Below are 26,327 nucleotides of genomic sequence, written 5' to 3'. Positions count from 1 at the left end.
GCTTAACGGAAGATGTGGTGCCCAAGGAGGGCACATGACAAAAGTATCAGTTCACATCATGTAGTGTCATAGATACACCCATGTTTCTGTAACTAAATATTATTCCAATATTTCCACCTTGCAGATAGTCTCAACTCGTGTCACCGTACCGCAATATGTATTGGGGGACGAGATGGGGGACGATTAATGCTGGGCAAACTACACAAGCTTTCAGCAGCCGGTTTGAAATCGCTCCCTCCTGGTAAGCACGAAGATGGAGGCGGACTACGGTTCGTGCGGCGTCAGGATGGTACGACAGCTTGGGTATTTCGCTTCACGATCCATGGCAGACGCAGGGAAATGGGTCTTGGCCCCTACCCCGATGTTTCCCTCAAGGCTGCGCGAGAAATGGCGGCCGAGTACAGGCAACAGGCCAAGCGCGGTATCGATCCTATAGCCAAGCGCGAAGCAGAGAAGCGGGAAGCCATCCGTAATCTACACGTGGTTCGGGATGTGGCACAGGATTGCTTTGAAGCCCGCAAGGCAGAACTGAAAGGTGATGGAACTGCGGGACGCTGGTTCTCGCCGTTGGAAATCCACATCTTGCCCAAGCTTGGAAAGATGCCCATCGCTGAGGTGGATCAGGTCTCCGTGCGAGACACGCTGGCGCCGATCTGGCATGAAAAGGCGGAGACGGCTCGTAAAGCTGCGAACCGCCTGAATCTCGTTTTGAAGCATGCAGCCGCTTTGGGCCTGAATGTGGATTTACAGGCGGTGGACAAGGCCCGCGCTCTTCTCGGCAAGCAACAGCATGAAGCGAAGAGCATTCCGGCTCTGCCGTGGCAAGAGGTGCCGGGTTTCTATGCATCGCTAGGTCAGGGCATAACTGAACTCGCGTTACGCATGTTGATCCTCACCGGGGTTCGATCTGCCCCGATCCGCCACGCAAGACCGGATCAAATCGATCTAGGCGCGCGTATCTGGACGATCCCCGCCGAGCTTGTGAAGAGTCGCAAAGGTGCGACGGGAGATTTTCGAGTACCACTGACCGACGAGGCTGTGATGGTCGTAGAGGATGCTCTGCGTCGCGGTGGTGAAGTGTTGTTTCCGGGGCAGCGCGGAAAACCGATCAGCGATATGACGATGAGCAAACTCATGCGCGACCGGGGAATGGCGGCCCGTCCGCATGGTTTCCGATCGAGCTTGCGGACTTGGGCTGAGGAAACCGGCCAGCCGTACGAAGTCGCTGAAACAGCACTTGGTCATGTTGTCGGCAATGCGGTGGAGCGGGCGTATCAGCGATCCGACCTGATTGAGAAGCGTCGCGTTTTAATGGCCGCGTGGGCTGATCATGTAACAGGAAATGGCGAGGCTGAGGTTGTGTCGATCATTGGGGGGCGGGGATGAGCGAAGTTAAGGTGCCTGAAGGTTTGGGAAACGTGACCGTGTTTAAACCAAGGCTGCGGTCCAAGTCCGATGCCAAACGAGTGCTTCGGCTTTGTGCTGAAGGCACCGAGGGTTGGAAAGGGTGCAATACGGCGGAAGGCTTTATTCTCGAAGCAGACTGTAGGCGGGCCGATGCGATTTGGAATGGTGTGCTTGATCCCGACCCTGGTCGACCAGTTCGGCACGACTGGACGTTGATTGAGAAGACAGCGCGCGAACTTGCTCACGATGAGAGCAACCGAACGGCGCTGCGCTGCAAAGTCGCGGAACGATACCAAGAACAAACCGGGCGATACCTTGCCTCTGACAGCGGCACATTCAAGGCAAAGATGCGAGAATGGCTGGGCCCTAAATCATAGCCCTTCGGCCCCGGTTCCTAAAGCAAGCCTTTGAGGGCAGACTCACTCCATGACTTCAGAATTCATGGAGTAAAAAATGATCGACCGACTTTTAACTGACCGCGAAGTTGCCGAGCGCCTTGGCGTGTCCAAGGCTACAGTCTGGCGACATGCCAAGGCCGGATTGCTACCAAAACCCGTCAAGCTTGGATATGCCGCCCGCTGGCCGGAAAGCGATATTCAGACTGCAGTCGAAAGCTTGAAAGCCGAGCGAACTTAAACACCCCAAAAACCGAAAACCTAAAACGCGAGCTCAACAGCCCGCGAACGGAGAAGACATGCCTCATCTGACCTTTCGAATACTCGAACACGATTGGCGTCGAAAACACATGCCGAAACCCGAAACTCAAACGCATCAAGCCGAAAAGGAGAAACACAATGCAATTTCCTAACAGCGGCACAGGCCGCCCATACATCCGCCTCGACGCCAGAACAGCGACATTCAAGGCGTCCTGCGTAGACAGAGATGCAATCGCCGTCGATTTGATTGGTAAGGTCTCAGACCTGGATCTTGCTGACGCAGAACAGGGCTGGCTGAAAGTGGATCAACAAGGCGCGGATTTTGTACCCTTAGCCAAGCGAGATGATTGGAACGGAACACCAAGCCCATCTCCGGAATACTCGCCCGCCGTATCGCTGGACCTCAGAAGTGAAGCCTGGGGTGAACCTGCAGTCCGCGAACTACGTGGCGGTTCACGTGCCATCACCTCTTTCATCGCATCCGTCGCAAAAGAGGCAGGTGAGATTCCAAACGGAAAGGCTGTTCGAGTTCGCATTCTTGCGGTCGACACCGTGAAATTTGGACGAGGCACGTCGACCGAAATCAAGTTTGAAATTGCGCCAAAGAGCAAATGGCCTGACCTTTCAACATTTGCGTCTGATGTCGGTTCATCGGGATCCGATCCTAAGTCCGGAGATGATGGTACCGAAGATCCGGATGCCTGGGCCTGAGGTCACCGCAGGCAAGTACAAACGCTCGGGTTCTGATTTGTACCGAGAATCAAACCCGAGCCGCCTGCATCGTCTTGCCACGACCTTCCTGCGAAATAGCAATAAGCGAGCACAAATATGAGTGATACGTTGATCGATTTCACCGACGGCGAACGCGAAGACCTGCGGGTGGCCGCGGGCCGCATGGCGTTGTTCTGGAAGCAAGAAGGACTTACTGACGCGGTTCGCCAGATTGGGCCAGACCTCGGCTATGAAGGATTGCAGGTCGCGTTGGGCGCGTATTACGAGCTGCGGCAACAGAGAGTGGACCGGGACCGCCGGAACAAGTTTCTGGATGACGAAATCCCGTTTTAGTCCAATCGATCGAGCAGCGTTTTGGGCGACGGCGTCCAATGAGCTTCTTCGCGACGCGGCAACTGAAGCCTTCGGTGAGCCCAACTTGACCCTTTCGAACCAAGGCGACCTCAGATTCGGCCAACGGGGATCCAAGTCTGTCGTTCTGCACGGTGAAAAACGCGGATCCTTCTATGATCATGAGGCTCAAGACGGTGGCTACCTTCGCATTCCCGATGCGGATTTTGATCAGCTTGCAGCCCAGGGCGACAGAACATTCAGATTGGGCAACAGCAAAATGGAAAAACCTAACCGTGAAAAGGCCCGACAGCTTTGGTCAAAGGCTCTTCCGATCGAAGGTACGCCTGCCCAGAAGTATCTCGAAGCACGCGGCATCTTAAGACACCTTCCAGAAAATGCAGCCCGCTTTCATCCGAACGCTGTGGATGGCCGTCCCTGCTGCGTTTTTCCAGTGTTGGATTCAATGGGCGAAATCTGTGGCGTGCAACGTGTTCCGCTTTCAACTGATGGTGTGCGTGTCGGTGATCGAAAATCACTTGGGCCAATTGGCGAAGGTTGGTTCGAGGTCTCAGATGCCGAACCGGCTCATACTCTGGTTGCGGAGGGCGCAGAGGATGCTTTGGCGATCTGGCGAGCGATGAAAGAGGACATCTCCACACCTGACGTCCGGTTGGTCGCAATGCTTGGCCAACGATGGTCTCGAGCAGTGAAAGATTTTCCCGGCGCGATATTCTGCGCGGACGCGGACAGTGTCGTAGCAGCACGCGATGCCGCGGTTTCCTGCGGCGGGCGTATTTTTGATCCGTCGCCACGCAAGGACGCAAACGAAATTCTAATAGAAGATGGCCCAACGCAACTCTGGGATCGTTTAAGGCGCGCTCAACGCGCAGTCGCAGGCAGCGAAACGCCAGAGCGGGTGGCGACAGATGGCTTCTGGTTGGGAGAAGTTGAACCCATACTTAAAAACGCTGATGCGATCCGGGGTTGGTTGCCGAAACGTGGAATCGCAACGCTGTTTGGACCGCCGGGTTCCGGAAAAACATGGTTGGCGTTGGACATGGCAGCACATCTTGCTGCAAACCAGCCATGGTATTCTCACCGCACGCAAGGCGGGCCGGTTGTCTATGTCGCGTTCGAAGGTGTGGGCGGGGTGCGCAACCGCCTAGTGCCTCTTTTGAGAAAGGTTGGACCCGCTCCGATGTACGTTCTCAATGGTGGCCTTGATCTTTGCGATGAGGAAGCTGTTTCTATTTTGATAAAGCAAATCCGAACGCTCGGTCGGGAAGCTGGCCAGGCCGTACAATCTATCTTCATAGACACATTGGCTCGTGCAATCGGCGGGCGTGACGAAAACTCGCCAGAGGGCATGGGGGCGGCTCTGAAGGGCGCTAGCACGATCGAGAACGCAATCGATGGGCTGGTCCTGCTTGTTCATCATACTGGCAAGGACACGTCGCGTGGAGCACGCGGGCATTCTTCTCTCAAAGGCGCCGTCGATGCAGAAATCTCAATCACACGTGATGGCGATATAATCACGGCAGTAGCAGAGAAAGTGCGGGATGGAGAAGACGGGGCTAAATTCTCTTACCAACTCCAGCAGGTGGCGCTGGGTCTCGACAGCGACGGGGAGCATGTCACGTCATGCTATATCGAGCCGATGCCCAACTCACCGCATGAAGCTGCTGACGCGGCGGTACAACTGCCCGACAAACAGCAAAATCTCATTGAGGCTCTTTCGCTCTACATCGATGAGCATGGCAGCTGGAATCCCGGAGGCGAAGAATGGCCCGAACCGGAAATGCACCGGATTGTTAACCAGGAGGAGCTCATTGCGTACGCTTCGAAGTTGGGCATCTCCAAAGCATCGCGCGATCGCGACCAAAAACGAGAAATTACCCGGATGATAGATGCACTGCAGACTGCGGGTCGCGTAGGAACAAACAGAGATTGGATTTGGCTTGTTTAAACGTGAGCGAGATACGCGAGAAACGCGCGAGATCGCGGTTTCTCGCGGGCGCGAGGTTTGGCGCGAGGTCCCTATAGATAAACTCGCATCTCGCGCGTTGCTTGAACCATTGCAACAGGGGCGAGAGCGCGAGCCCGGGCAAAGCCCTCGGGCTCGCGCTCTCGCTGTCATAAGTTGTGCGAAATGGCGGGCGAACGGCGTGTTTGAGCAGAGAAACTGACTTTCACTGAATTGGCTTCAATGACCGCTTCGAGCCCTGAGTGGCGTTTTTGAAGCCATCTACTAAAACGAGCAAGATATGGTATTCAGGTACGGTGAAGCTGGAGGTCCACGCATGACAGAAGCTCAATCCATTTCCGACCATTGGGGTAAGGGTGACGTCTTTGCGCGAATCCTGGAAGCCATGAAAAGGGCTGGGATCGATCCTGGGACTGCGACTATCGAAGACCTCGCGCCGGTAGATCATTTCCATGCAAGGGGCTTCCCGGCGACAGTCGATCTTGCCGAAGAATTACCGATCAAAGAAGGGGACCGCCTTGTTGATATAGGAAGTGGCATCGGCGGCCCCGCCCGATACTTGGCCAAACGGTTCCGCTGTCACGTGGATGGCGTCGACATAACAGGCCCCTTCGTTGAGGCGGGGAACAAGCTGAGCGCACTTGTCGGAATGGAGAACAGCGTTCAGTTCCGACACGGCGACGGTCAAAAGTTGCCATACACTGATGAACAATTTGATGGTGGTTACGCGCAACATGTCACTATGAACGTGCCTGACCGCGATGCCTTTTTCACGGAAGCCTTTCGGGTACTCAAGCCCGGTGCGTTCTTTGCACTGACTGAACACGGGCTCGGCGAGGCGGGTGAACCACATCACCCTGTCCCATGGTCCGAGGACGGGAGCGGTGCCTATCTGATGCGCCCTTCAGAGACAGTTACAGCTCTTGAGAGGGCTGGCTTCTCAGACATCAAGGTGACCGATACGGGTGAAAAATATCTACAAGGCTACAAGGCAGCGATTGCTCTTGCGGAAAAGGGTGAAGCGCCGGAGTTTGGGGTGCATATCCTTTTGGGCAAACTCGCACCACAAATTGTCCGAAATGCCGCGCGAAACATCGAAGAGGGTAGAACCCACCCGGTTCAGATCGTTTGTTACAAACCTAGATAGGCGTCCTGCAAAAGGTGTGGCAACGGCAGCTTCGTCCCGCTTAGCGGTCGCTCGCTGGAACTTGCTTGAACGTCTGCAATGCGGACAAAGCGGCCTTTCGTAGATTGGCTTGTTTTTGGGCTTTATCCCGTATGTTGGAGTTGCAAAGTTCGGCTACTCGACCAAAGCTCAGGTAACACTTTCCTGGAGTTGAAGGAGATCCCATGGCCAATCTGGGCACACAGCCGATCAGGACTCAAAGTGATATTTCTGAGTTCGAAAAAGAAATGACGCTTGAAGAGCGTTTGCCGGAGCAAAGCATCTTGGATGTCTTTATCAACAGCGGTGAGCGCTATCCTGATGCGACTGCGCTAACAATGCTGATGACCGGATCTGAGGACGAAGAGCCGCGCCGTGTAACCTATAAACAGTTGCTGGGACAGATAATGCGCGCTGCAAATCTGTTTGCAGCGATTGGAGGTGATGCTCCGGGCGTCGCGTTTATGCTGCCTGCTTTGATTGAAACCCACGTCACTTTGTGGGGTGCGGAAACGGCTGGTTATGCTGTTCCGATCAATTTTCTTTTACAGCCTGAGAGCATAGCAGAACTTCTCAAAGCCTCCGAGGCAAAGATTCTAGTTGCTCTTGGCCCTCATCCACAGCTGGATATCTGGGAGAAAGCTCTAACAATGCGGGAGCAGATTCCGGGTCTCATACTTGTGCGCGTTTCTCCGCCGGGCACACCGCCCGAAGAAGGAGTTATTGATCTTGCTAATGCTTTGATAGCCCAACCTGATGATCATCTGACGTTTGGGGAGGCGCGCAGGGGTTCAGATCTGGCGGCCTATTTTCACACCGGGGGCACAACCGGTGTGCCAAAGCTCGTTGCGCACACCCACCGCAGCCAACTGGTCGCAGCATTCGGGGGAGCTGTCATGTGCGGCTTTCGCTCTGATGACGTATTTACCGCTACTTTTCCTCTTTTTCACGTCGCCGGAACGATTGTCGGCGGTCTCAGTTGCTTTATGGCAGGCGTTGAACTGCTCGTCATGACTCCTGCCGGTTTGCGAAATCCAGCAGTTGTCGCAAGCTTTTGGCGACTTGTTGCAGATTACAAGGTTACAATTGTTGGCGGCGTACCAACTGCTATTGGGGCGATCTTGCAAACGCCAGTCGGTGATCATGACATCTCGCGTGTACGGGCGGGCGCGACTGGCGCTTCATTGCTACCGCCTGCAGTTGGGCAGAAGTTCGAGGAAGTGACTGGTTGCACTCTTTTTGAAATTCTGGGCATGACGGAAGCTTCCGGACTAATTAGTATCGATCCACTCTGCGGCTCTGGCACAACAGGCTCAGTTGGCTGGGCGTTACCTTATACAAATGTCGAAGTTCTCAAGCTGGAAAGCGATGGTGGTCTCGGGGCGGTGTGTGAAATAGGCGAAATCGGTGTTGTAGCCATCAAAGGGCCCCACTTATCGCCCGGTTACAGCGATCCAGAATTCAACAGTGAGGTGTTCGTAGGCGGCGTCCTGAATTCGGGCGACCTGGGGTATAAAGATGCGAATGGGTGCCTTTATGTTGCCGGACGCTCGAAAGATCTGATTATCCGAAGCGGCCACAATATCGATCCGGTCATGATTGAAAATGCGATGAGTACCCACCCTGCTGTCGCGTTGGCAGCGGCGGTCGGCATGCCCGATACTTATGCCGGAGAACTGCCGATGTGTTTCATTCAAGTCCACACATCCGTTGAGGTTACCGTTGAAGAACTAATGGCACATGCTCAGAACACTATCGATGAGAGACCAGCTTGGCCGAAGATCATCAAGATTGTTGATGAAATACCCCTGACGTCAGTCGGCAAAATCTTCAAGCCCAGTCTGCGGTGCGATGCTGCAAAGCTGGTAGTATCAAATCTGCTTCGTGAACAACTGAAGTTGCCCGACGCTCACGTGCAAGTGGAGGCCGGTGGGCCACGCGGACTTTGCGTCACAGTGAGCCTTTCTGAGACAGACGCGTCGTCTAGTTCCAGCGTTGAACAGAAGCTTCAAGACTTTCTTTTCGAGACGCGCGTTGAAGTCGGATCGTAGGGGACAACTCTCAACATGGCTCAAATTGCCAATCGCAAAGTATATTGTGTTGCCGGTGGCCATTGTGCGAGCCTTTTGATTGTTTAGGTTGGGAGAGCGAAGTGACAGTTCCGTTTGGAGTAATATCGGTCTTCGCTGGTCTGACCATCTGGGCATGTCTTGCTGTTCATGCGGTACTGCGACGTAAGTATATGCCAGTTCTGCTATTCGGCATTTTCTTGATGCTCTACCTGAACGCGGGCTACGTCATTTACGGTCCCGCGGCGTCGATCGCCAATTTCGTTGGCATCTACGACGTGTTGATCAATTTGGGATTAAGCGATCCTGCAAGCGCCGCCGCCGTCTCCAAATGCCCTAACAATTCTTGCTCCGCCTGGGGTGAAACATTTTCCAATCATCCGGCATGGGGTGTTGCGTTCTATAACCGTTTCGCAAATGGTCCGGAAATACGATCCGCACTCCTGCTGGGGCATGTTGTCTGCAATACAATCGTCTTTGTGTTAATGCATGTGCAGGTGTTTTTCCCCGGTGGTCAGGCGCGAAACCATGCATTGATTGGCCGAGTCTGCTTTGGGATACTGACAGTTGGTGTCGGGTGTTCCGTGGTACTTGCTGCCCAGCACGGATCAGTAAGTGAGTATGGTGGAGCACTGTCGACCTGGGGCTTTGTCTCAATGTCGATGTTCGTGTACACCACAGCTGTACTAGGCGTGTTTGCGATCCGCCGCCAAGACACAACTCAGCATCGTATATGGATGTGGCGCTTTGTTGGCTCGATGTGGGGGTCGTTCTGGCTGTTTCGTGTCTTGCTGTTCGTAATCGACCCGCTCTTTCGCGACATCGAAGCCCTTGCAATCCTAATCTGTATTTGGGGATCAGCGCCTGCCGGCATCCTGATCGCCGAAATAGTCCGAAGACGCGTCGACGCAAGCAACGCAATCCAGCCAATCGTCGATGGATAAGACTGCCCTACGCACCGGTCTCGCTCCTAGCGCGTCGCAATAATCGTTCCATGTCGTCGACCGCGCCGGTGTCTCAATTGTGCTTGGTGCAGACGTTCACCAAATTACGTGCAAACACCGTCTCTGAGGGGCGTTTCTGTATAATAGATAACTGCGCAACCACCCTATGTAACTGGACAAAATCCACTACCCAAATCAATGTCTCTCGGTAAATTGGGTGCGTGCCCGCCTCTACCCAAGTTCTTCTGACAAGACCTTAATTTTTACTCCGTTTTGGAACAAATGACTTAAATCAAGTATCTCGCTGCGAGAATCCCCTAAAATTTAGGAAGGAATGCCGAGTTGGATTCTCCATGCCCGCCTCTAACCCTCTGCACAACCTCCCTGTTCGCGCGTCCCGCGTGGCTTTTGCTTTGGCGGGTATCTTCCTGCTGTTGTTGCAAATGCTGAGCCCGGTTCTGGCGAGTACCGGTGAAAGCATGTGGGTGGAGATCTGCTCGGAGGCGGGGGCGGTCTGGGTTCAGGTGGACCTTGAGGAGGAGACCGAAGACCCTATCGCGCCCTGCCCGAAATGCGCCGACTGCGCCCTATGCGCGGTCACAGCCGCGGCCCCAGTGCCGGACCTACCCACTATGACGCAGCCCGCCGTAACCCACCTGGCAGTTGCACAATGCGTCGATCAGCTGCGGCACCGCGATGCAACACGCCTGTGGCCCGAAACCCGAGGACCCCCGTGCGCGACCCAAGAAGCAACTGAACGCTCCCTACGCGCGTCCATGGCGTCTACCCTAAATACCGGAGGTGCGCCGTGGTCGTAAGTCGCGCAATCCATTTCCTGCTGGCCCTTGCCCTGTCCTGCCTGATGGCGATCAGTGCCCATGCAGACAGCCTTGCCAGCTTCCTCCCTGAAATAGAACCCGCCGATCTGGCCCCCGGTGCCGATGCTTTTGGTCCGGTCCGCAATGACATTCCGGTTGCCCCGGTCCTGAAAGGCGGTGAGACCGTCGCCTGGGCCTTTCTGACCTCTGATTTCGTGGGCACCACCGGGTATTCTGGCAAGCCAATCCATGTCGTTGCAGGCATCGATCAGGATGCAGTGCTGACCGGCGTCCAACTGGTCAAACACTCTGAACCCATCGTGCTGGTCGGCATTCCCAATTCGCGCATGGTCGAGCTGACCGAAGGCTATACTGGTCTGGACCTGAAGCGTGAGGCCGAAACCGGTGGTGAGGGACATGACCTCGACATCATCTCGGGCGCAACAGTCACGATCATGGTGATCGACGACAGCCTCGTACGTGGCGGGATCAAAGTGGCGCGGGCGCTGGGTCTGGGAGGCTTATCTCCGCTACAGGCTGACGGGCCGAAGCGCGAAGTCGATCTGGCGCAGGGCGCGGTCTATGACTGGACCACCCTATCCGGCGACGGCTCGGTACGGCGACTGACGCTGGATATCGGACAGTTGAATACTGCATTCGAGGCCACGGGCGATCAGCGCGCTATCAGTCGGCCTGAGCCGGGCGAACCCGACGAGACGTTCATCGACATGCACATGGCGCTTGTCTCGGTCCCATCCATCGGCAAGTCGCTACTGGGAGAGGCCGAGTTTCAGAACCTTGTGGACTGGTTGGACGAAGGCGAACAAGCCGTTCTGGTGCTCGGGCGCGGAGCCTATAGTTTCAAAGGCTCGGGCTATGTTCGCGGGGGTATTTTCGACCGGATCCAGTTGATCCAGGGCGACAGTTCGGTGCGGTTCTTTGACAAGCAACAACGCCGCCTAGGAGAAGTGGCTGCGCCGGACGCGCCCAGCTTCACCGAATTGGATATCTTCAAAATCCCCGCCGATGCCGAGTTCGATCCGACAGAGCCGTTCCGCTTGCAACTGCTAGTACAGCGTGCGGTGGGAGCGGTTGAGAAAACCTTTTTGACCTTCGATTTGGGCTACAAGCTGCCCGAACACTATCTACTGCCGGTCGCAGCGCCTAAGGTCGTGGATGACGCAACCGATGAAGCCGCTGCCAAGGCCGTCCTGTGGCAACGTATCTGGAAAGACCGCGTGTTTGAGATCGCGGTTCTGGGCGTGATGCTGCTGGTACTGACGGCCACCTTCTTCTTCCAGTTCCACGCCACGATGAATGCGCGGGTTTTCTACTGGTTCCGCATCGGCTTCCTGACGGTGACTCTGTTCTTCATCGGCTGGTACGCCAACGCGCAGCTCAGTGTGGTGAACCTGATGGCATTGGCCGGCAGCCTGCGCACCGGCTTCTCGTGGGATGCTTTTCTGCTTGACCCGCTGGTCTTCATTCAGTGGTTCGCCGTTGCTGCCGCGCTGCTGTTTTGGGGCCGCGGTGCCTATTGCGGCTGGCTGTGCCCGTTCGGTGCGCTGCAGGAGCTGACCAACAAGATTGCTCGCGCCTTCAAGGTGCCGCAATGGACGCTGCCCTGGGGGTTGAACGAGCGGCTTTGGCCCGCGAAATACATGATCTTCCTCGTACTCTTCGGCATCAGCTTCGTTTCGATCCCGTTGGCCGAAAAATATGCCGAGGTCGAACCGTTCAAGACCGCGATCATCCTGAAATTCATACGCGACTGGCCTTTTGTGGTCTTCGCGCTGGCCCTTCTGGGGATCGGGCTGTTCATTGAACGGTTCTACTGTCGCTATCTCTGCCCGCTGGGCGGAGCGCTGGCGATCCCCGCCCGTATCCGCATGTTCGACTGGCTGCGCCGCTACAAGGATTGCGGCACCCCTTGTCAGACCTGCGCCAACGAATGCCCCGTTCAGGCCATCCACCCCACCGGCGAGATCAATCCGAACGAGTGCGTCACCTGCCTGCATTGTCAGGTGCTCTACCAGTCCGAGGACAAATGTCCCGTCGTTATCCGCCAGCTGAAACGGCGGGCCAAGACAGGGTCGGTCCAGATGAAGACCCCACTCGGACAACCACCGGCGAACCATCCAAACGCCAAACCGCAAACCGCTTCCTAAAAAGGAGGGAAGATCATGTCGGATACTGAAAACAAACTGAACATCACGCGCCGCGGAATGCTGGGGGCCACTGCCACCGGTGCCGTTCTGGCCGGGACCGGGCTCAGCTCGACCTTGATGACCGCGCGCGAGGCAAGCGCTGCCGCAAATGCGCATCTGGAGCCGGGTGAGCTGGACGAATATTACGGCTTCTGGTCCTCGGGCCAGACCGGTGAGCTGCGCATTCTGGGCGTTCCCTCGATGCGGGAGCTGATGCGGGTGCCTGTGTTCAACCGCTGCTCGGCCACTGGCTGGGGCCAGACCAATGAGTCGCTGAAGGTTCTGACCGAAGGCCTGCTGCCGGAAACCAAGGAGTTTCTGGCCGCAAACGGCAAGGTCACCTATGACAATGGCGACCTGCACCACCCGCACATGTCCTTCACCGATGGCACCTATGATGGCCGCTATCTGTTCATGAACGACAAGGCCAACACCCGCGTGGCCCGTGTGCGCTGCGACGTGATGAAATGCGACAAGATCATCGAGATCCCGAACGCGCATGACATTCACGGTTTGCGTCCGCAGAAATATCCGCGCACCGGCTATATCTTTGCGAATGGTGAGCACGAAGCACCGCTGGTGAATGACGGCCAGATCCTCGACGATCCGTCGCAATATGTGAACATTTTCACCGCCATCGACGGTGATACGATGGAGATTGCGTGGCAGGTAATGGTGTCGGGCAACCTCGACAACACCGACTGTGACTATCAGGGCAAATACGCATTCTCGACCTCATATAACTCGGAAATGGGCATGAACCTGGCCGAGATGACCGAGAATGAACTGGACCATGTGGTCGTGTTCAACCTCAAAGGCATCGAAGACGCGATCGCCGCGGGCAACTATCAGGAACTGAACGGCGTCAAGGTCGTGGATGGCCGCAAAGAGGCAGGTGGCAACCTGACCCGCTACATCCCGATCCCGAACTCGCCGCACGGTGTGAACGCAGCGCCCGACAAGAAACATATCATGATTAACGGTAAACTGTCGCCGACCGTGTCCGTGATCGACGTTGAGAAGGTCGACGCGCTGTTTACCGACAACGCTGATCCGCGTTCTGCCATCGTGGCCGAACCGCAGTTGGGCCTTGGCCCGCTTCACACTGCGTTCGATGGCAAGGGCAACGCCTACACCACCCTTTTCTTGGACAGCCAGGTGGTGAAATGGGACATCGCCAAAGCGATCGAAGCTTATGGTGGCGCAGACGTTGATCCGATCCTCGACAAGGTGGACGTGCATTATCAGCCCGGTCACAACTCGACCTCGATGGGTGAAACCGCCGAGGCTGACGGCAAGTGGCTGATTTCGATGAACAAGTTCTCGAAAGACCGCTTCCTGAACGTGGGCCCGTTGAAGCCTGAAAACGAGCAGTTGATCGACATCTCGGGGGATAAGATGAAGGTGGTTCATGACGGCCCGACCTTTGCCGAGCCGCATGACTCGATCCTTGTGCACCGATCCAAGGTGAACCCGGTCAATGTCTGGGATCGCAACGACCCGATATGGGAAGATGCGCGCAAACAGGCCGAAGCCGATGGCGTCGATCTGGACTATGGCGCGGATGAGCCGATCCGCGATGGCAACAAGGTGCGGGTCTACATGACCTCGGTCGCGCCTGTGTTCAGCATAGAGAAGTTCACCGTCAAGCAAGGCGATGAAGTCACTGTTTACGTCACCAACCTGGATGACGTGGACGACGTGACCCACGGCTTCTGCCTGTCGAACTTCGGCATCGCGATGGAGGTAGCGCCGCAGGCCACCGCCTCGGTCACGTTCATCGCTGATCGTCCGGGCGTGCATTGGTTCTATTGCCAGTGGTTCTGCCACGCGCTGCACATGGAAATGCGCGGCCGGATGTTCGTTGAGCCGCGGAGCGCGTAATCATGCGTTGGTCCCTGCTCATACCGCTCCTGCTCGGCTCACCCCTTTGGGCGGCGGACTGGAATGTGCCCAATCGGGCGGGGGCCATCAACGAGATACTGGCGCAGGCGGAGGATGGAGACACCCTCCGCCTGAGCCCTGGCGTTTACACTGAAACGCTGGTTCTGGACCGGCCCGTTACCCTCGACGGGCTGGGACAGGCCACCATTGACGGACAAGGTGAGGGCAGCGTCATCACCGTGACCGGGCCCGGCGTGACCCTGCGCGGGCTGACAGTGATCGGCTCAGGCTCGAACCATGACGGGATCGACAGCGGCATCCAACTGACCAAGACGGCCAAAGCGCCGGTGGTCGAGGATAACGTGCTGCTGGGCAATCTCTACGGCATCGACATCCACGGTGCAAAAGACAGTATCGTGCGCGGCAACCGGATTGAAGGGCGGCAAGACCGGCGGGTGAATGACCGTGGCAATGGCGTCTATGTCTGGAACGCGCCGGGGGCTGTGGTTGAAGGCAACGATATCCGCTATGGCCGTGACGGGATCTTTGTGAACTCGTCCAGAAAGAACATCTTCACCGGCAATCTGTTCCGCGATCTGCGCTTTGCCGTGCACTACATGTATGCCGACGACTCGGTGGTTAGCGACAATGTCTCGATCGGCAATGATCTGGGCTATGCCGTCATGTTTACGTCCAACGTGAAGGTCACCGGCAATGTGTCAATTGGCGACCGCGAGCATGGCGTGATGCTGAACTATGCCAACAAGAGTGTAATCTCAGGAAACGTTGTAAAGGGCGCGAAAGAGAAATGTACTTTCATCTATAATTCGAACAAGAACAAATTCACCGACAACTGGTTCCAGGGATGCGGCATCGGAATACATTTTACCGCTGGCAGCGAGCGTAACCGAATCGTCGGCAACTCATTCGTCGGGAACCGGACGCAGGTCAAATACGTCTCGACCAAATGGGTCGAGTGGTCCGAAGACGGGCGCGGCAACTACTGGTCCGATTTTGCCGCATATGATGTGGATGCCAACGGCATCGCAGATTCCCCCTATCGCCCCAATGACTCGATGGACCATGTGCTGTGGACCCAACCCGCAGCCAAACTTCTGCTCGGCTCCCCCGCCGTGCAGCTGGTGCGCTGGTCGCAATCCGCTTTCCCGGCTCTATTGCCGGGCGGTGTGATGGACAGCAACCCATTGATGCAAGCCTCTGAACCCCCAGCTATAAAAATGGTTCCTCATGATGGATAAGGCCCTGACGATTGACCATGTTTTCAAGGACCGGGGCAAAACCCGCGTTCTCGACGATATCACCCTGTCTCTTGCCCCCGGCCAGCGCGTAGCGCTGCTAGGCCATAACGGCGCGGGCAAGTCGACGCTGATCAAATCCATTCTCGGCCTGACGCCAATCAACGGCGGAGCCATTCGGATCGGAAACACCACTCCAGGCAGCGCTCAAGCGCGGCGCGAGACAGCGTATCTGCCCGAGGCAGTGTCGTTTCACCCAGCCCTGACCGGACGCGAACAACTGACCCTGTTTGCGCAGCTTTCGGGTGCAAAAACCGATGTGCTCGGCCTGTTGGAGCGCGTTGGCTTGAGCGACGCTTTGGACCGCCGGATCGGCGCTTATTCTAAAGGCATGCGGCAACGTCTGGGTCTGGCGCAGGTTCTGCTTGGGCAGCCGAAAGTGGCGCTGTTGGACGAGCCGACCAGCGGATTGGACCCGATCTCGCGGCAGGATCTCTATGCCATCATCGACGAATTGGCCGGGCAAGGTACCGCCATTCTGATTGCGTCCCACGCCCTGACCGAGGTTGAGGCCCGCACTGACCGCATCGCCATCATGCGCAAGGGCCGGATGGTCGCCAATGACACGCTGACTAACCTATCCGCGCTGGCTGGCCTGCCGATCCGCCTGCAGGTCCGCGCCAGTGCCAACCCCGAAGCGCTTGCCGCCGAATTGGGCGGCAACCGGATCAACGGTTCGTCGGTCGAACTGCTCTGCACCCCCGATGACAAGATGGAGGCCCTTCGCCGCATCGCCGGGTTGGGCGACGCGGTCTCGGATGTGGAAATGACCCCGCCCAAGTTGGAAGACCTCTATCGCCACTACGCAAAGGAGGATTTGCAATGACCCGCTTCCTCGCCATCACCCGCACCGAGATGCTAATCCTGCGCCGCAACCGCTGGCTGGTGGTTGCCACGCTGATCATGGTGCTGTTCGCTTTGGCGCTGACATTTGCAGGCAGCGCGCCCACCGGCACGCTAGGAGTCGATATGCTGACCGTCTCGGTCGCCTCGATGACCACGCTGTCGGTCTACCTCGCTCCTCTTTTGGCGCTAATGATTTCCTTCGACGCCATCGCGGGCGATGTGGACCGGGGCAGCCTGTCGCTGCTGCTGTCCTACCCTGCCGGGCGCGGAGAAATCCTGTTGGGCAAGTTCACCGCCCACCTCGCCGCGCTGGCCTTTGCCATGACCGTTGGTTTCGGCACCGCCGGCGCGATTGCCGCGTGGTTCGGCGGCGCTGGGCCTGAAAGCCTGATGGCATTGGTCCGTCTCATCCTCACGTCCATCATGTTGGGTGCCGTGTTTTTGGCGCTGGGATACCTACTGTCCGCCCTGGCGAGGGGCGCAACGGCGGCGGCAGGTCTGTCGGCCGGGCTCTGGCTGGTCTTTGTCGTCCTCTATGATCTGGGCTTGTTGGGAGCCGTCGTCATGGATGAGGGCGGCACATTCACCCAATCCGTCTTTCCGTGGGTGATGGTTGCCAACCCGGCCGACGCATTCCGTCTGTGGAACATTGCCGCGACCGAGGGCGTTGCGATGGCGTCCGGCATGAGCGGAGCCGTACAGGCCCTGCCCGTCTGGGCTGCGCCCGCGTCGCTGCTGATCTGGCCGGTGCTGGGTTTTGCCCTAGCGCGGCTTGCTTTCCGGAAAGTTGAGCCATGAAACGCCTTGCCCTGATCGCGCTGATCGCGTTGAGCGCCTGTAAGGAAGAAGTCGCCGAGGCACCTGACCCGGTCGATTTGACCCCGGATGCGCTTAGCTTTTTCTGCCAGATGAATATCGCCGAACACGGCGGACCAAAGGGGCAAATCCATCTGGAAGGCTACCCCACGCCGCTGTTTTTCGCTCAGGTGCGCGACATGCTGGCCTATCTGAAAAGCCCCGAACGCGATGCCAAGATCACCGCCGTTTACGTCAGCGACATGAGCGTCGCGTCCAGTTGGCGGCAACCAGGGATTTCCAACTGGATTGACGCAAACGTCGCCAGCTTTGTCGTCGGCGCAAATGTCGCCGGGGGCATGGGCGCGCGCGAAGTGGTGCCCTTTGGCAATCCCATGGCGGCCGAAGCCTTCATCGCGGATTACGGTGGCAAGGCGCTGCCGCTGTCCGGTATCCCAGATACTGAGGTTCTGGGTCCCGTCGATCTGGATCTGCAACTGGAGACCCCCGCATGACCGTTCTCACACGTCGCCGTTTCCTGACGATCTCAGCCGCCTGCGCCGCCATGCCTGCGACCGCTGGTACCGTAGCACATTGGCGCGGCAGTGCATTGGGTGCTCCAGCCAGCTTGCGGCTTGAAGGTATGACCAACACCGACGCCGCCCCGATCTTTGCTGCAGTTGAAGCCGAGTTGGATCGACTAGAGGCGATATTTAGCCTCTATCGGCCCGAGTCTGAATTGAACCGCCTAAACGCGTCTGGACTGCTGAGACACCCTTCGTCCGAGCTGTTGGGCCTGCTTAGCCTCTGTGCCGTTCTTAACGACGTATCGAAAGGCGCGTTTGATCCGACAATTCAACCTTTGTGGAGCGCGCTCGCAAATGGATCTGGTGAATTGGAGCTGCAAACGGCCCATGAAGCAGTTGGTTGGCAGAAGGTGATAGTGAAAAGAAACGAAATCCAATTGCCTGTCCCCGGTATCGCTGCAATAACTCTGAATGGCATTGCTCAAGGTGAAATAACGGATCGCATCGCCAAGCTGTTACGGTCGTTCGGTTTGCAGAATGTGTTGGTGAACATGGGCGAAATTGCCGGGCTGGGCAACCGCATTGACGGTGCCGCTTGGCAGGTCGGGCTGGCCGGCCCAAATGACGTGGTGCTGACCAGCATAGAACTGCACAACCGCGCCGTGGCCACTTCAGTTCCTGGCGCGATGCACCTGAAGGACAGGGCCGGCCATATCTTTGATCCAAGGTCCCTACTGGTGTTTCACGATGCAGTTTCAGTTTCTGCCCCGACCGCTGCGATGGCAGATGGGCTTTCCACTACATTGTGTATGATTCCAGCCGAACGGATCGACTTGGTGCTGTCCCGATTCCCGGACGCAAGTCTTGAAATTTTGGTTTGATTAGACGGGTTGGCTGATCGCAAAAAACGTCGCTTTCCCAACCGACCAAGTTAGATACTAAGCTTTCATAGCTTTGTTCTGGCCGATCGAGATTGGTGCTGCGGTCGGAGTTCCCCGGATCAAGCTTGATGTCGGTTCATTGCCAAATACCACGACTTTGCAAAGTGGCTTTCTGCGCATTGCTGTCATTGGGGCATCGCGCATCATCGGTCAAAGCGGGCTCGATGCGGTCATGCGATGATATTTCGTAAGCGTCTTCTATGCGATCAAAGCTGACACCTGACAGATTTGACTGAACAGCTGCCAGCCTATTTTAGAGAAAAAGGGAACTTCGTATGAACAGATGGATTTATTTTGGGTTCGCGTTGCTGGTTTCAGCGTGCAGCCCACCTCCCAAGGCTCCATTGGTCACTGACGCGAACGGTCAGACTGCCATCCAAATCAACTCAAGCGGGCTGACATGTTACGAGTCGACCTGTCTGGAGATTACAAGGGGCAGCGTTCGCGCGATCGGACACAAGAGGGCTCGGATCCCCAAAGGTATCGATGTCAGCAGCGGAGCCGTCACCCCAGACGAGTTCAAACGGATGCGCCAATCAGCGATGCTGGCGGGCGGACCCGGTTCTGGCAATCGCTAAACGGAGGAGAGTTAGCGATATGTTCAACGATGACGTCCAGGCACGATGCCCGGAATGCGGATCGCCGGATACGGTGATTACGGGTGAGAAAGCTGCCTGCAATGCATGTGGGTACGAGGAGCCTTACCTGCTAGATGGGGAGATGAGCGACCGCTCTGCGGGCGGTACCGTCGGACAGCTGAACCAGAAAAGTCGGAGAAACTGGTCAGACCGGTTCTCTCAGATCAACCTACCTGAAGGCCAAACCCAAACTTTGGCGAACTCAACGGAAACAGATTGCTGATCTGCTAACCCAAAAAAACATCAGACAAGGCTAGAACCGCTCCGGCAACATTCCTACTGGTACGTTCTGGAAACAAACAGGCCGCAAGAAGCGTCGGATGGCCAGTGTGCCTACGGATGTTGCCCCAAAGTTTGTGGAAGCTGGGTATGGACCTCCATGTACCATCGTGTCGCTGACTTCCACTCCAGTCGGGAAGCCATTTACAAGAACCCGGCCAGCTTTTCGTTCAAGAATTGGCATCAACATTTGGGCAATTTCTGCGTCATCTGGATCCATGTGTAGCGTGCACGTGAGCTGCCCCTGCAGCGACATTGAGACTTCACGCATCTGCCCCATGTTTTCTGCGACTACGAGAAGCCCCAATGGCCCGAAAACTTCGTGTCCCAGTGTTTCATTACCCAGCCAATCCTGTGCCGAGACCTGGTATAGGAATGGGGCTGCTGTGCGCCCGTCGGACACGCTTGCCAGCAATTCGGTAACAGACGGTTCTGCAGCAAGCGCAGACTGACCGCTGCGATAAGCCGCCGCAATGCCGTCCGTCAGCATCGGTTGAGGGGCGGTATCCTTCAAACCTTCGACTGCTGCCTTGGCAATTGCTTCGGCGTGGTCCTTCAATACGACTGCAACGCCAGGGTTGGTACAGAATTGGCCCACACCCATCGTAAGCGAACCTGCCCAGCCGGCACCAATTTCAGCACCCCGGGTGGCAGCGGCAGCCGGCAGGATGAACATCGGGTTGATTGAGCCCAGCTCACCAAAGAACGGAATAGGTTCAGGACGCTGTGCACAAAGATCGAACAGTGCCCGGCCACCGGTCAGAGATCCGGTAAACCCTACCGCTCGGATCAGCGGGTGTTTTACCAACGCCTGCCCTGCCGCCATCGTGTCACCGTGTACGAATGAGAAAGCGCCAGGATGCGTGCCCGTCTTGTCGATTGCGCCCTTGATGGCTTCTCCGACGATCTCTCCTGTACCCGGATGCGCGGGATGGCCTTTGACCACAACAGGACAACCGGCGGCTAGCGCCGAAGCCGTGTCGCCGCCGGCGGTTGAGAACGCAAGCGGAAAGTTCGATGCACCGAAAACGGCAACCGGCCCTATGGGGCGCTGTACTATTTTCAGGTCCGGACGCGGAAAAGGGGCTCGATCTGGCAACGCTTCGTCATGGCGACGGTCCAGATAGTCCCCTGACACTATGTGAGAGGCAAACAGGCGCAACTGGCCTACTGTACGACCGCGCTCTCCCTGAAGCCGAGCTTCGGGAAGGCCGGTTTCCTGCGTTCCAATTTCGGTGATGACATCGCCGCGCGCGTCGATCTCATCAGCAATCGCATTCAGCAGAGCCGCGCGGTCTTCGCGGGTGGAATACCCAAAGCTCCAAAATGCCTCTTCGGCGGCTTGGACTGCTGTGTCGATATGGGCGGCGGTTCCTGATGAGAACTCATGTGCGTCCCCACTCGCCGGGGAGGATGAGAATTGCGCGTCGCCAGCGACCCATTCACCTGCAATCAGGTGCTTCCCGTGCGGCTTAAAAGTCATGTTTCAGTTTTCCCAATGCGTGACCATGTCACATGCGATATCAAAAGCAGCGCGGGTTGCCCCGACGTCTGCACAGCCCTGTCCTGCGATATCAAAGGCCGTTCCGTGGGCCGGGGTGGAAACAGGGAACGGCAGACCACCTTGCACCGTCACACCACGGTCAAAGCCAAGCAGTTTAAGCGCAATCTGACCTTGGTCGTGATACATGGTCACTACCGCGTCGATTTCCTTGGCAACCGCCTTGAGGAACACTGTATCGGACGGCCACGGGCCATCAACCGACATCTGCCCCTGAGCCAGTTTACGGACTGCCGGTTCGAGGATGTCGATCTCCTCGGTGCCGAAATTGCCACCGTCACCGGCATGCGGGTTGATCGCGGCCACTGAAATCCGAGGGTGTTTGAGACCTGAACGACGCAGTGTGTTGTGGATCAGGTGCACCGCTTCGGCAACACGCTCTTCGCTGATCATGTCAGCCACGTCACGCAGGGCAACATGGCTGGTCACACGGCTGGTCCACATGCCGTCAAGCGTGTTGAGTTCCGAGATGTAGTTGGTCACGCCCAGCTTTTCGGCCATGTAGTGAAGCTCGTCATCGTGACCCAACCCTGCCAAGTGCATCGCGGCCTTATTGAACGGGCCAAATACGATGGCGTCAATCACACCGGTGCGCGTCAATTCCAAAGCGGTATCCAGCGTTCGCAGAACCGATGCTCCGCCAGCTTCGGTCACTTCGGCAACCCTGACTTCGTCAGGTGCAATCGTCTCCAAGTCGTGCAGGGCGAACGCCGGTGCTCGGGTCCAGTCGGCCGACGCGTCAACGGAAGTTAGGTCATAGGTTTCACCGGCGACGATCTGCCCCGTTTCAAAAACATGCTTGTCGCCGATCAGCAGAATGTCGGCGGCATCGGATACGCCTTCCGAAGTCAGCAACCTTGCGATCAGTTCCGGCCCGATGCCGCTTGGATCACCGGGGATAATTCCAATTCTGGGCTTCATGTTTCAGTCCTCAGACTTTGCTCCACTGCTTTGGGCGTGAAGGCGTTTAATATTCTTGATTGTACTATTCAGGTGATCGCGCAGTGCCCGCCGTGTCGCAGCTGCGTCACGCTTTTGCAGGGCATCAATTATCCGCGAGTGTTCAGACAGGGTATTGTCACGACGATCAACCTGTTGCGACGACAAGAAGCGGGCACGCCAAAGGCGGGCGTTATATTGCCGGTGCGTTTCGATCAGGGGCTCATTCCTGCTGGCTTCAACGATGGCCGCATGAAACTGCATGTCGAGTTGGAAGAACTCCAGCGGCTCGAGGTTTCCGGAACCTTTGGACATACGCGCGCCCAAGCGAACGATTTCGGCTATTTCAGCCATCGTTGCCTCGACGCAGGCGATTTCACCCGCCAACGCTTCGAGAGCGCCCAGGACCGAAATATACTGCGTCAACTCGTGCAGAGAAGGGTCAGCAACGTGCGGGCGCCGCGTGGCCGAGTACTCCACTAGCCCTTCGACTTCGAGCAACCGCAAGGCTTCGCGCAAAGGCGTACGGGATACGCCAAGCGCCTCGGCCAGATCGCGTTCGGGAATTGCTGTACCGGGGGCCAGCTTGCCTAGCAGAATAAATTCGCGCAGGTTATCGGCGGCTTCCTCGGCAAGCGTCTTGCGTGGCTTTACACCACCTTCTTCTTTCAGGCTATCAATCCAGCTCTCGCTCAAATCACTTCCCCCAGCTCAAAACCATAGGATCCAACAGCCGCAACAGGTCGATCAGACGCGAGCGGATCGAGGGATGCAACGGCGGAATTGGATGGCGGCAAAATTCTGATTTGATTACGCCGCCTTCTACCATCGCGGCCTTGCACGATTGCCAACCGCATTGACGGTTTTCGTGATTAATTGCCATGGCTACCCGGCCATAGGCGGCGGTCGCTTCGTCGATGCGTCCGGCATGGTGGAGGGTCAGCACCGGTTTGATCTGATCCACGATCATGCCAGAAGTCATCGAACCTGTTGCACCGGCATCCAAATCCGCCAGAAGCGTGATGGCTTCTTCGCCATCAAAAGGCGCTTCGATTGCATCGCCACCCTGTTCAATTAGCGCTCGGATCTTGTTGGCGGCACGGGGACATTCGATCTTGAACAGCTTCACGGCCTCAATCTCTTGTGCCATGCGTACCAGCAGAGGCACAGGCAGATCCACGCCGGAAAGTGGCGCATCCTGAACCATGATCGGAATGCCGATTTCGCCAACGGCTGCGAATTGCTCGAAGCTCTGTTCGGGCGTGCCTTTCAGAAGTGCACCATGATATGGCGGCATCATCATAACAATATCAGCGCCCAAATCCTTGGCGAATTGCGCGCGCTCAACAGCGATCTGCGTAGCAAAATGGCTGATCGTTACTATCACCGGCACCCGCCCCGCGATATGTTCGACCGACAGCCGCGCAAGAACTTCGCGTTCGGCATCCGAAATCAGAAACTGTTCTGAAAAGTTGGCCAGAACGCAGATTCCATCCGCCCCTTGATCAATCAGGCAATCGAGCACCCGTTTCATACCTTCGAGATCAAGTGTCCCGTCATTATTGAACGGTGTTGGCGCGACCGGCCAGATACCTGTGTATTTCCGGTTCATTCCGTCACCTCGAAGTCATGTAGATGCTTGTTCGAGATCTCGATCCCGAGGCCGGGCTTGTTGTCGTCCAGATCCAGATAGCCATCCACGGCATCTGGGTCGCCTTCGAAGATGTAATAGAACAGCTCGTTTCCAACTTCGACGTCGAATACCGGGAAGTATTCGCTGATCATGCAATTCGCATTGGCCATGGTAAGGTGGTAATTATGCATCTGACCTGCATGCGGAACGACTGGAACCTGGAAAGCTTCGGCAACGGCGTTGATCTTTTGCGCAGCCGTGATGCCACCCACTCGGTTAGTGTCGTATTGCAACACGCTGACGGCTTTCTTTTGGATCAGATCCTTGCAGCCAATTAGCGAGAATTCGTGTTCGCCACCCGAAATGGGAACGATATTCATTGCGTTAAGCTCTCGGTATCCTTCCACATCGTCGGCAATCACCGGTTCTTCCAGCCAACGCGGTTCGTACTTCGCCAGCTTGGGCAGCATCCGTTTGGTGTAATCGACGTTCCAACCCTGATAGCATTCCAACATCAGGTCGACGTCATAGCCAACAACTTCGCGCACCGCTTCGACGCGCTTCAGATTTTCTCGCATGCCGGCCATGCCGTCTTTTGGGCCCCAGCCAAACCGCATCTTGTAGCCTTGATAGTTGTTATTCTTGGCTTCTTCCGCTTCGGCCTGCATTGCTTCGACGGGGCCCGAATAGAGCTTAGAGTAATAGACCGGTATCTTTTCCTTGGTGCGACCGCCAAGCAACTTGAACACAGGCTTGCCCGCCAGTTTGCCCATCAGGTCCCAGATGGCGATGTCGATGGCCGAAATCGCTGTCATTCCAATACCCTTACGGCCCCATGCATGCGAGCGGCGGTACATCTTTTCCCAGAGGTAGGCATAGTCGAACGGGTCTTCGCCGATCACCATAGGTGCGAACCATTCGTCGATGGCCTTTTTCACAACACCTGGCGCTAGGGCAGCGTTGCCGATGCCGACTGTGCCATCTTCGGTTTCAATCTCGCAGGTCAGCCACTGGTGAAAACGGAAAGAGGACATCGCATCGCCCTTTTCCCACAATAAGTCGCTGGCGTTAGTGCAGAAATTGCCCTGCGGCGGAACGGTCTTACCTTTCCAATTCCAGACACGGGTGCGGACGTTTTTAATTGTGGTCATTGTTATTCTCCGGTCGACTTAAGCGGCGAGCGTTGTTTGAAAAGGCGTCCCCACAGCATCGGACCGAACAGAGCCAGGACCGTAAGAACAAAGAAGAAGAGTGTCAGCGGACGGGTCACCATGAGCCACCACTTTTCGTCCAGCATCACCATCGACTGGCCGAGGCGTGTTTCCAGCATACCGCCCAGGATCAAGCCGATCGCCATGGGCACGACGGAAAAACCATGACGACGCATGAAAAAGCCCAAAATGCCAGAGCCGATGGCGATCCAGACATCCAGCATGGATTGTTCCAGCGCATAGGCACCCACGATCGAGAAGATGAAGACGCAAGGCCACAAGATCTGGATCGGGATCAACGTAACGCGGGCAAAAATCTTGGCACCCCAAAGTCCGATGAAGAAGAACAAGATGTTCACCAACATCATCGACCAGAAGATTGCGAAGGCAAAGTCGGCCTGCTCTGTAAACATCGTCGGGCCGGGTCGTAGGCCGTGCACCATTAGACCGGCGAGGATCACAGCCGCGGTTGGGCTACCAGGTATCCCCAGGGCAAGCGTCGGAACCATCGCCCCACCCGTGGCCGAGTTGTTTGCAGCCTCAGACCCGGCGATACCTTCGAGAGAGCCGTTGCCGAATTCTTCAGGTTTCTTGGACCAACGCTTGGCCTCGTTATAGCCGATCATCGAAGCCACCGTTGCACCTTCGGCTGGCAGGATACCGATGAACGTGCCTATGCCAGACGACCGCAAAATGGTTTTCCAAACGCGGGAATAGTCTTCGCGAGATGGCAAGCGGATAGCCTTCATGATGACGCGTTTGCGCTCTACATGCAGGTTATCTGCCTGTACCAGCAATTCAGAGATGCCGAACACACCGATCATGACGGGCACAAATGGAATACCTTCGCTCAGCTCATTCAGGCCGAAGGTGAACCGTTCGATCGAGGTCAGCAGGTCGATACCGACAGTGGCGATCAGCACGCCAAACGCGCCGGACAGGATGTTCTTGACCGGCGATCCATCTCCAATTGTTGCCAACATCGACAGACCGAAAACTGTCAGCGCAAAGTATTCAGGCGGTGCAAAGTTATACGCAGCCCGCGCCATCAATGGGGCAGCGGCCATCAGGCACACGACAGAGATAATTCCACCAATGGTCGAGGAGACCGCGGCCATCCCCAGCGCGCGGCCTGCCTCTCCCCTTTGCGCCAAGGGGTAGCCATCTAAGCAAGTGGTGGCACTGGCCGAAGTCCCGGGCGTATTGATGAGAATAGCAGTGATTGCGCCGGCAAATGTCGCGGCACAATAAATCGTTGTCAGGATTGCGATGGCCGGAATAGGTTGCATCGTGATCGTAAAGGGAAGAAGCAGCGCAACACCTGTTGTCGCGTTCAATCCCGGGAGAGCACCAACCAACACACCGCCCAGTGTCGCTGCAAATATCAGCGCCAGCAGGTTGGGATCAGCAAGAGCCAAAAGGCCAATCAGAGCAGCTTCCAT

22 protein-coding genes and 1 pseudogene are annotated in these 26,327 nt (G+C 56.6%); 17 read left to right on the top strand and 6 right to left on the bottom strand.

Annotated elements, in window-relative coordinates:
- The first annotated feature begins 186 nt into the window (after nt 1-186).
- From AC2FNR_RS18315 to AC2FNR_RS18235, 17 genes and pseudogenes are all read left to right on the top strand, one after another.
- Nucleotides 187-1,386: a tyrosine-type recombinase/integrase gene (locus tag AC2FNR_RS18315; RefSeq protein WP_496850604.1), complete on the top strand. Its 1,200-nt coding sequence runs from the start codon at nt 187-189 to the stop codon at nt 1,384-1,386.
- Nucleotides 1,383-1,784, top strand: a complete 402-nt coding sequence (locus AC2FNR_RS18310; protein WP_496850602.1) for a hypothetical protein — start codon at nt 1,383-1,385, stop codon at nt 1,782-1,784. The genes AC2FNR_RS18315 and AC2FNR_RS18310 overlap by 4 nt, the downstream gene beginning before the upstream one ends.
- 76 nt (nt 1,785-1,860) lie before the next feature.
- On the top strand, nt 1,861-2,043 hold the full coding sequence (locus tag AC2FNR_RS18305) for a helix-turn-helix transcriptional regulator (protein WP_496850600.1): 183 nt from the start codon (nt 1,861-1,863) through the stop codon (nt 2,041-2,043).
- 158 nt (nt 2,044-2,201) lie between these two features.
- Nucleotides 2,202-2,774 (top strand): hypothetical protein, encoded by a 573-nt coding sequence (locus AC2FNR_RS18300; protein WP_496850598.1) that lies wholly within the window; start codon nt 2,202-2,204, stop codon nt 2,772-2,774.
- A gap of 117 nt (nt 2,775-2,891) precedes the next feature.
- Complete coding sequence (locus AC2FNR_RS18295; RefSeq protein ID WP_496850597.1) at nt 2,892-3,128, top strand: hypothetical protein; 237 nt, start codon at nt 2,892-2,894, stop codon at nt 3,126-3,128.
- A pseudogene (locus AC2FNR_RS18290) lies at nt 3,025-4,569 on the top strand (AAA family ATPase); the annotation flags it as partial. The gene AC2FNR_RS18295 and the pseudogene AC2FNR_RS18290, both read left to right, overlap by 104 nt.
- Nucleotides 4,570-5,428: 859 nt before the next feature.
- Nucleotides 5,429-6,259, top strand: a complete 831-nt coding sequence (locus tag AC2FNR_RS18285) for a class I SAM-dependent methyltransferase (protein ID WP_496850595.1) — start codon at nt 5,429-5,431, stop codon at nt 6,257-6,259.
- Between the two features lie 203 nt (nt 6,260-6,462).
- On the top strand, nt 6,463-8,328 hold the full coding sequence (locus AC2FNR_RS18280; protein WP_496850593.1) for an AMP-binding protein: 1,866 nt from the start codon (nt 6,463-6,465) through the stop codon (nt 8,326-8,328).
- 221 nt (nt 8,329-8,549) lie between these two features.
- Nucleotides 8,550-9,290: a hypothetical protein gene (locus AC2FNR_RS18275; RefSeq protein WP_496850591.1), complete on the top strand. Its 741-nt coding sequence runs from the start codon at nt 8,550-8,552 to the stop codon at nt 9,288-9,290.
- Between the two features lie 353 nt (nt 9,291-9,643).
- On the top strand, nt 9,644-10,108 hold the full coding sequence (locus AC2FNR_RS18270) for a DUF2946 family protein (RefSeq protein WP_496850589.1): 465 nt from the start codon (nt 9,644-9,646) through the stop codon (nt 10,106-10,108).
- A 44-nt stretch (nt 10,109-10,152) separates the two neighbouring features.
- The gene (locus AC2FNR_RS18265) at nt 10,153-12,276 is read left to right on the top strand and encodes a 4Fe-4S binding protein (RefSeq protein ID WP_496850660.1); all 2,124 of its coding nucleotides are present in this window, start codon (nt 10,153-10,155) and stop codon (nt 12,274-12,276) included.
- A gap of 15 nt (nt 12,277-12,291) precedes the next feature.
- Nucleotides 12,292-14,199, top strand: coding sequence for a TAT-dependent nitrous-oxide reductase (gene nosZ, locus AC2FNR_RS18260; protein WP_496850587.1), 1,908 nt, complete (start codon nt 12,292-12,294; stop codon nt 14,197-14,199).
- A 2-nt stretch (nt 14,200-14,201) separates the two neighbouring features.
- Complete coding sequence (locus AC2FNR_RS18255) at nt 14,202-15,458, top strand: nitrous oxide reductase family maturation protein NosD (protein ID WP_496850586.1); 1,257 nt, start codon at nt 14,202-14,204, stop codon at nt 15,456-15,458.
- Entirely contained in the window at nt 15,448-16,341 is an 894-nt protein-coding gene (locus AC2FNR_RS18250; protein ID WP_496850584.1) for an ABC transporter ATP-binding protein, read from the top strand. The genes AC2FNR_RS18255 and AC2FNR_RS18250 overlap by 11 nt, the downstream gene beginning before the upstream one ends.
- Entirely contained in the window at nt 16,338-17,159 is an 822-nt protein-coding gene (locus tag AC2FNR_RS18245; protein WP_496850582.1) for an ABC transporter permease, read from the top strand. The genes AC2FNR_RS18250 and AC2FNR_RS18245 overlap by 4 nt, the downstream gene beginning before the upstream one ends.
- Nucleotides 17,156-17,671 (top strand): nitrous oxide reductase accessory protein NosL, encoded by a 516-nt coding sequence (locus AC2FNR_RS18240; protein WP_496850580.1) that lies wholly within the window; start codon nt 17,156-17,158, stop codon nt 17,669-17,671. The genes AC2FNR_RS18245 and AC2FNR_RS18240 overlap by 4 nt, the downstream gene beginning before the upstream one ends.
- Entirely contained in the window at nt 17,668-18,564 is an 897-nt protein-coding gene (locus AC2FNR_RS18235) for an FAD:protein FMN transferase (RefSeq protein WP_496850578.1), read from the top strand. The genes AC2FNR_RS18240 and AC2FNR_RS18235 overlap by 4 nt, the downstream gene beginning before the upstream one ends.
- Before the next feature lie 951 nt (nt 18,565-19,515).
- On the opposite strand, the gene AC2FNR_RS18230 is transcribed toward AC2FNR_RS18235, so the two are convergent.
- The 6 genes from AC2FNR_RS18230 to AC2FNR_RS18205 are packed head-to-tail and all read right to left on the bottom strand — an operon-like array spanning nt 19,516 to nt 26,327.
- Nucleotides 19,516-21,024 carry an aldehyde dehydrogenase (NADP(+)) gene (locus AC2FNR_RS18230; RefSeq protein ID WP_496850577.1) on the bottom strand — a complete coding sequence of 503 codons (1,509 nt, stop codon included), beginning with the start codon at nt 21,022-21,024 and terminating at the stop codon, nt 19,516-19,518.
- A gap of 3 nt (nt 21,025-21,027) precedes the next feature.
- Entirely contained in the window at nt 21,028-22,023 is a 996-nt protein-coding gene (locus tag AC2FNR_RS18225; protein ID WP_496850575.1) for a 4-hydroxythreonine-4-phosphate dehydrogenase PdxA, read from the bottom strand.
- A 3-nt stretch (nt 22,024-22,026) separates the two neighbouring features.
- Nucleotides 22,027-22,737 carry a GntR family transcriptional regulator gene (locus tag AC2FNR_RS18220; protein WP_496850574.1) on the bottom strand — a complete coding sequence of 237 codons (711 nt, stop codon included), beginning with the start codon at nt 22,735-22,737 and terminating at the stop codon, nt 22,027-22,029.
- 1 nt (nt 22,738) lies between these two features.
- A complete protein-coding gene (locus AC2FNR_RS18215; RefSeq protein WP_496850572.1) occupies nt 22,739-23,653 on the bottom strand; it encodes a dihydrodipicolinate synthase family protein in 915 nt (304 codons plus the stop codon).
- Nucleotides 23,650-24,825 (bottom strand): L-rhamnonate dehydratase, encoded by a 1,176-nt coding sequence (locus tag AC2FNR_RS18210; RefSeq protein ID WP_496850570.1) that lies wholly within the window; start codon nt 24,823-24,825, stop codon nt 23,650-23,652. The genes AC2FNR_RS18215 and AC2FNR_RS18210 overlap by 4 nt, the downstream gene beginning before the upstream one ends.
- A 2-nt stretch (nt 24,826-24,827) precedes the next feature.
- Nucleotides 24,828-26,327, bottom strand: coding sequence for a tripartite tricarboxylate transporter permease (locus AC2FNR_RS18205; protein ID WP_496850568.1), 1,500 nt, complete (start codon nt 26,325-26,327; stop codon nt 24,828-24,830).

The organism is Ruegeria sp. SATB045 (assembly GCF_059613525.1).
This window is presented reverse-complemented; position numbering and strand designations above follow the sequence as displayed.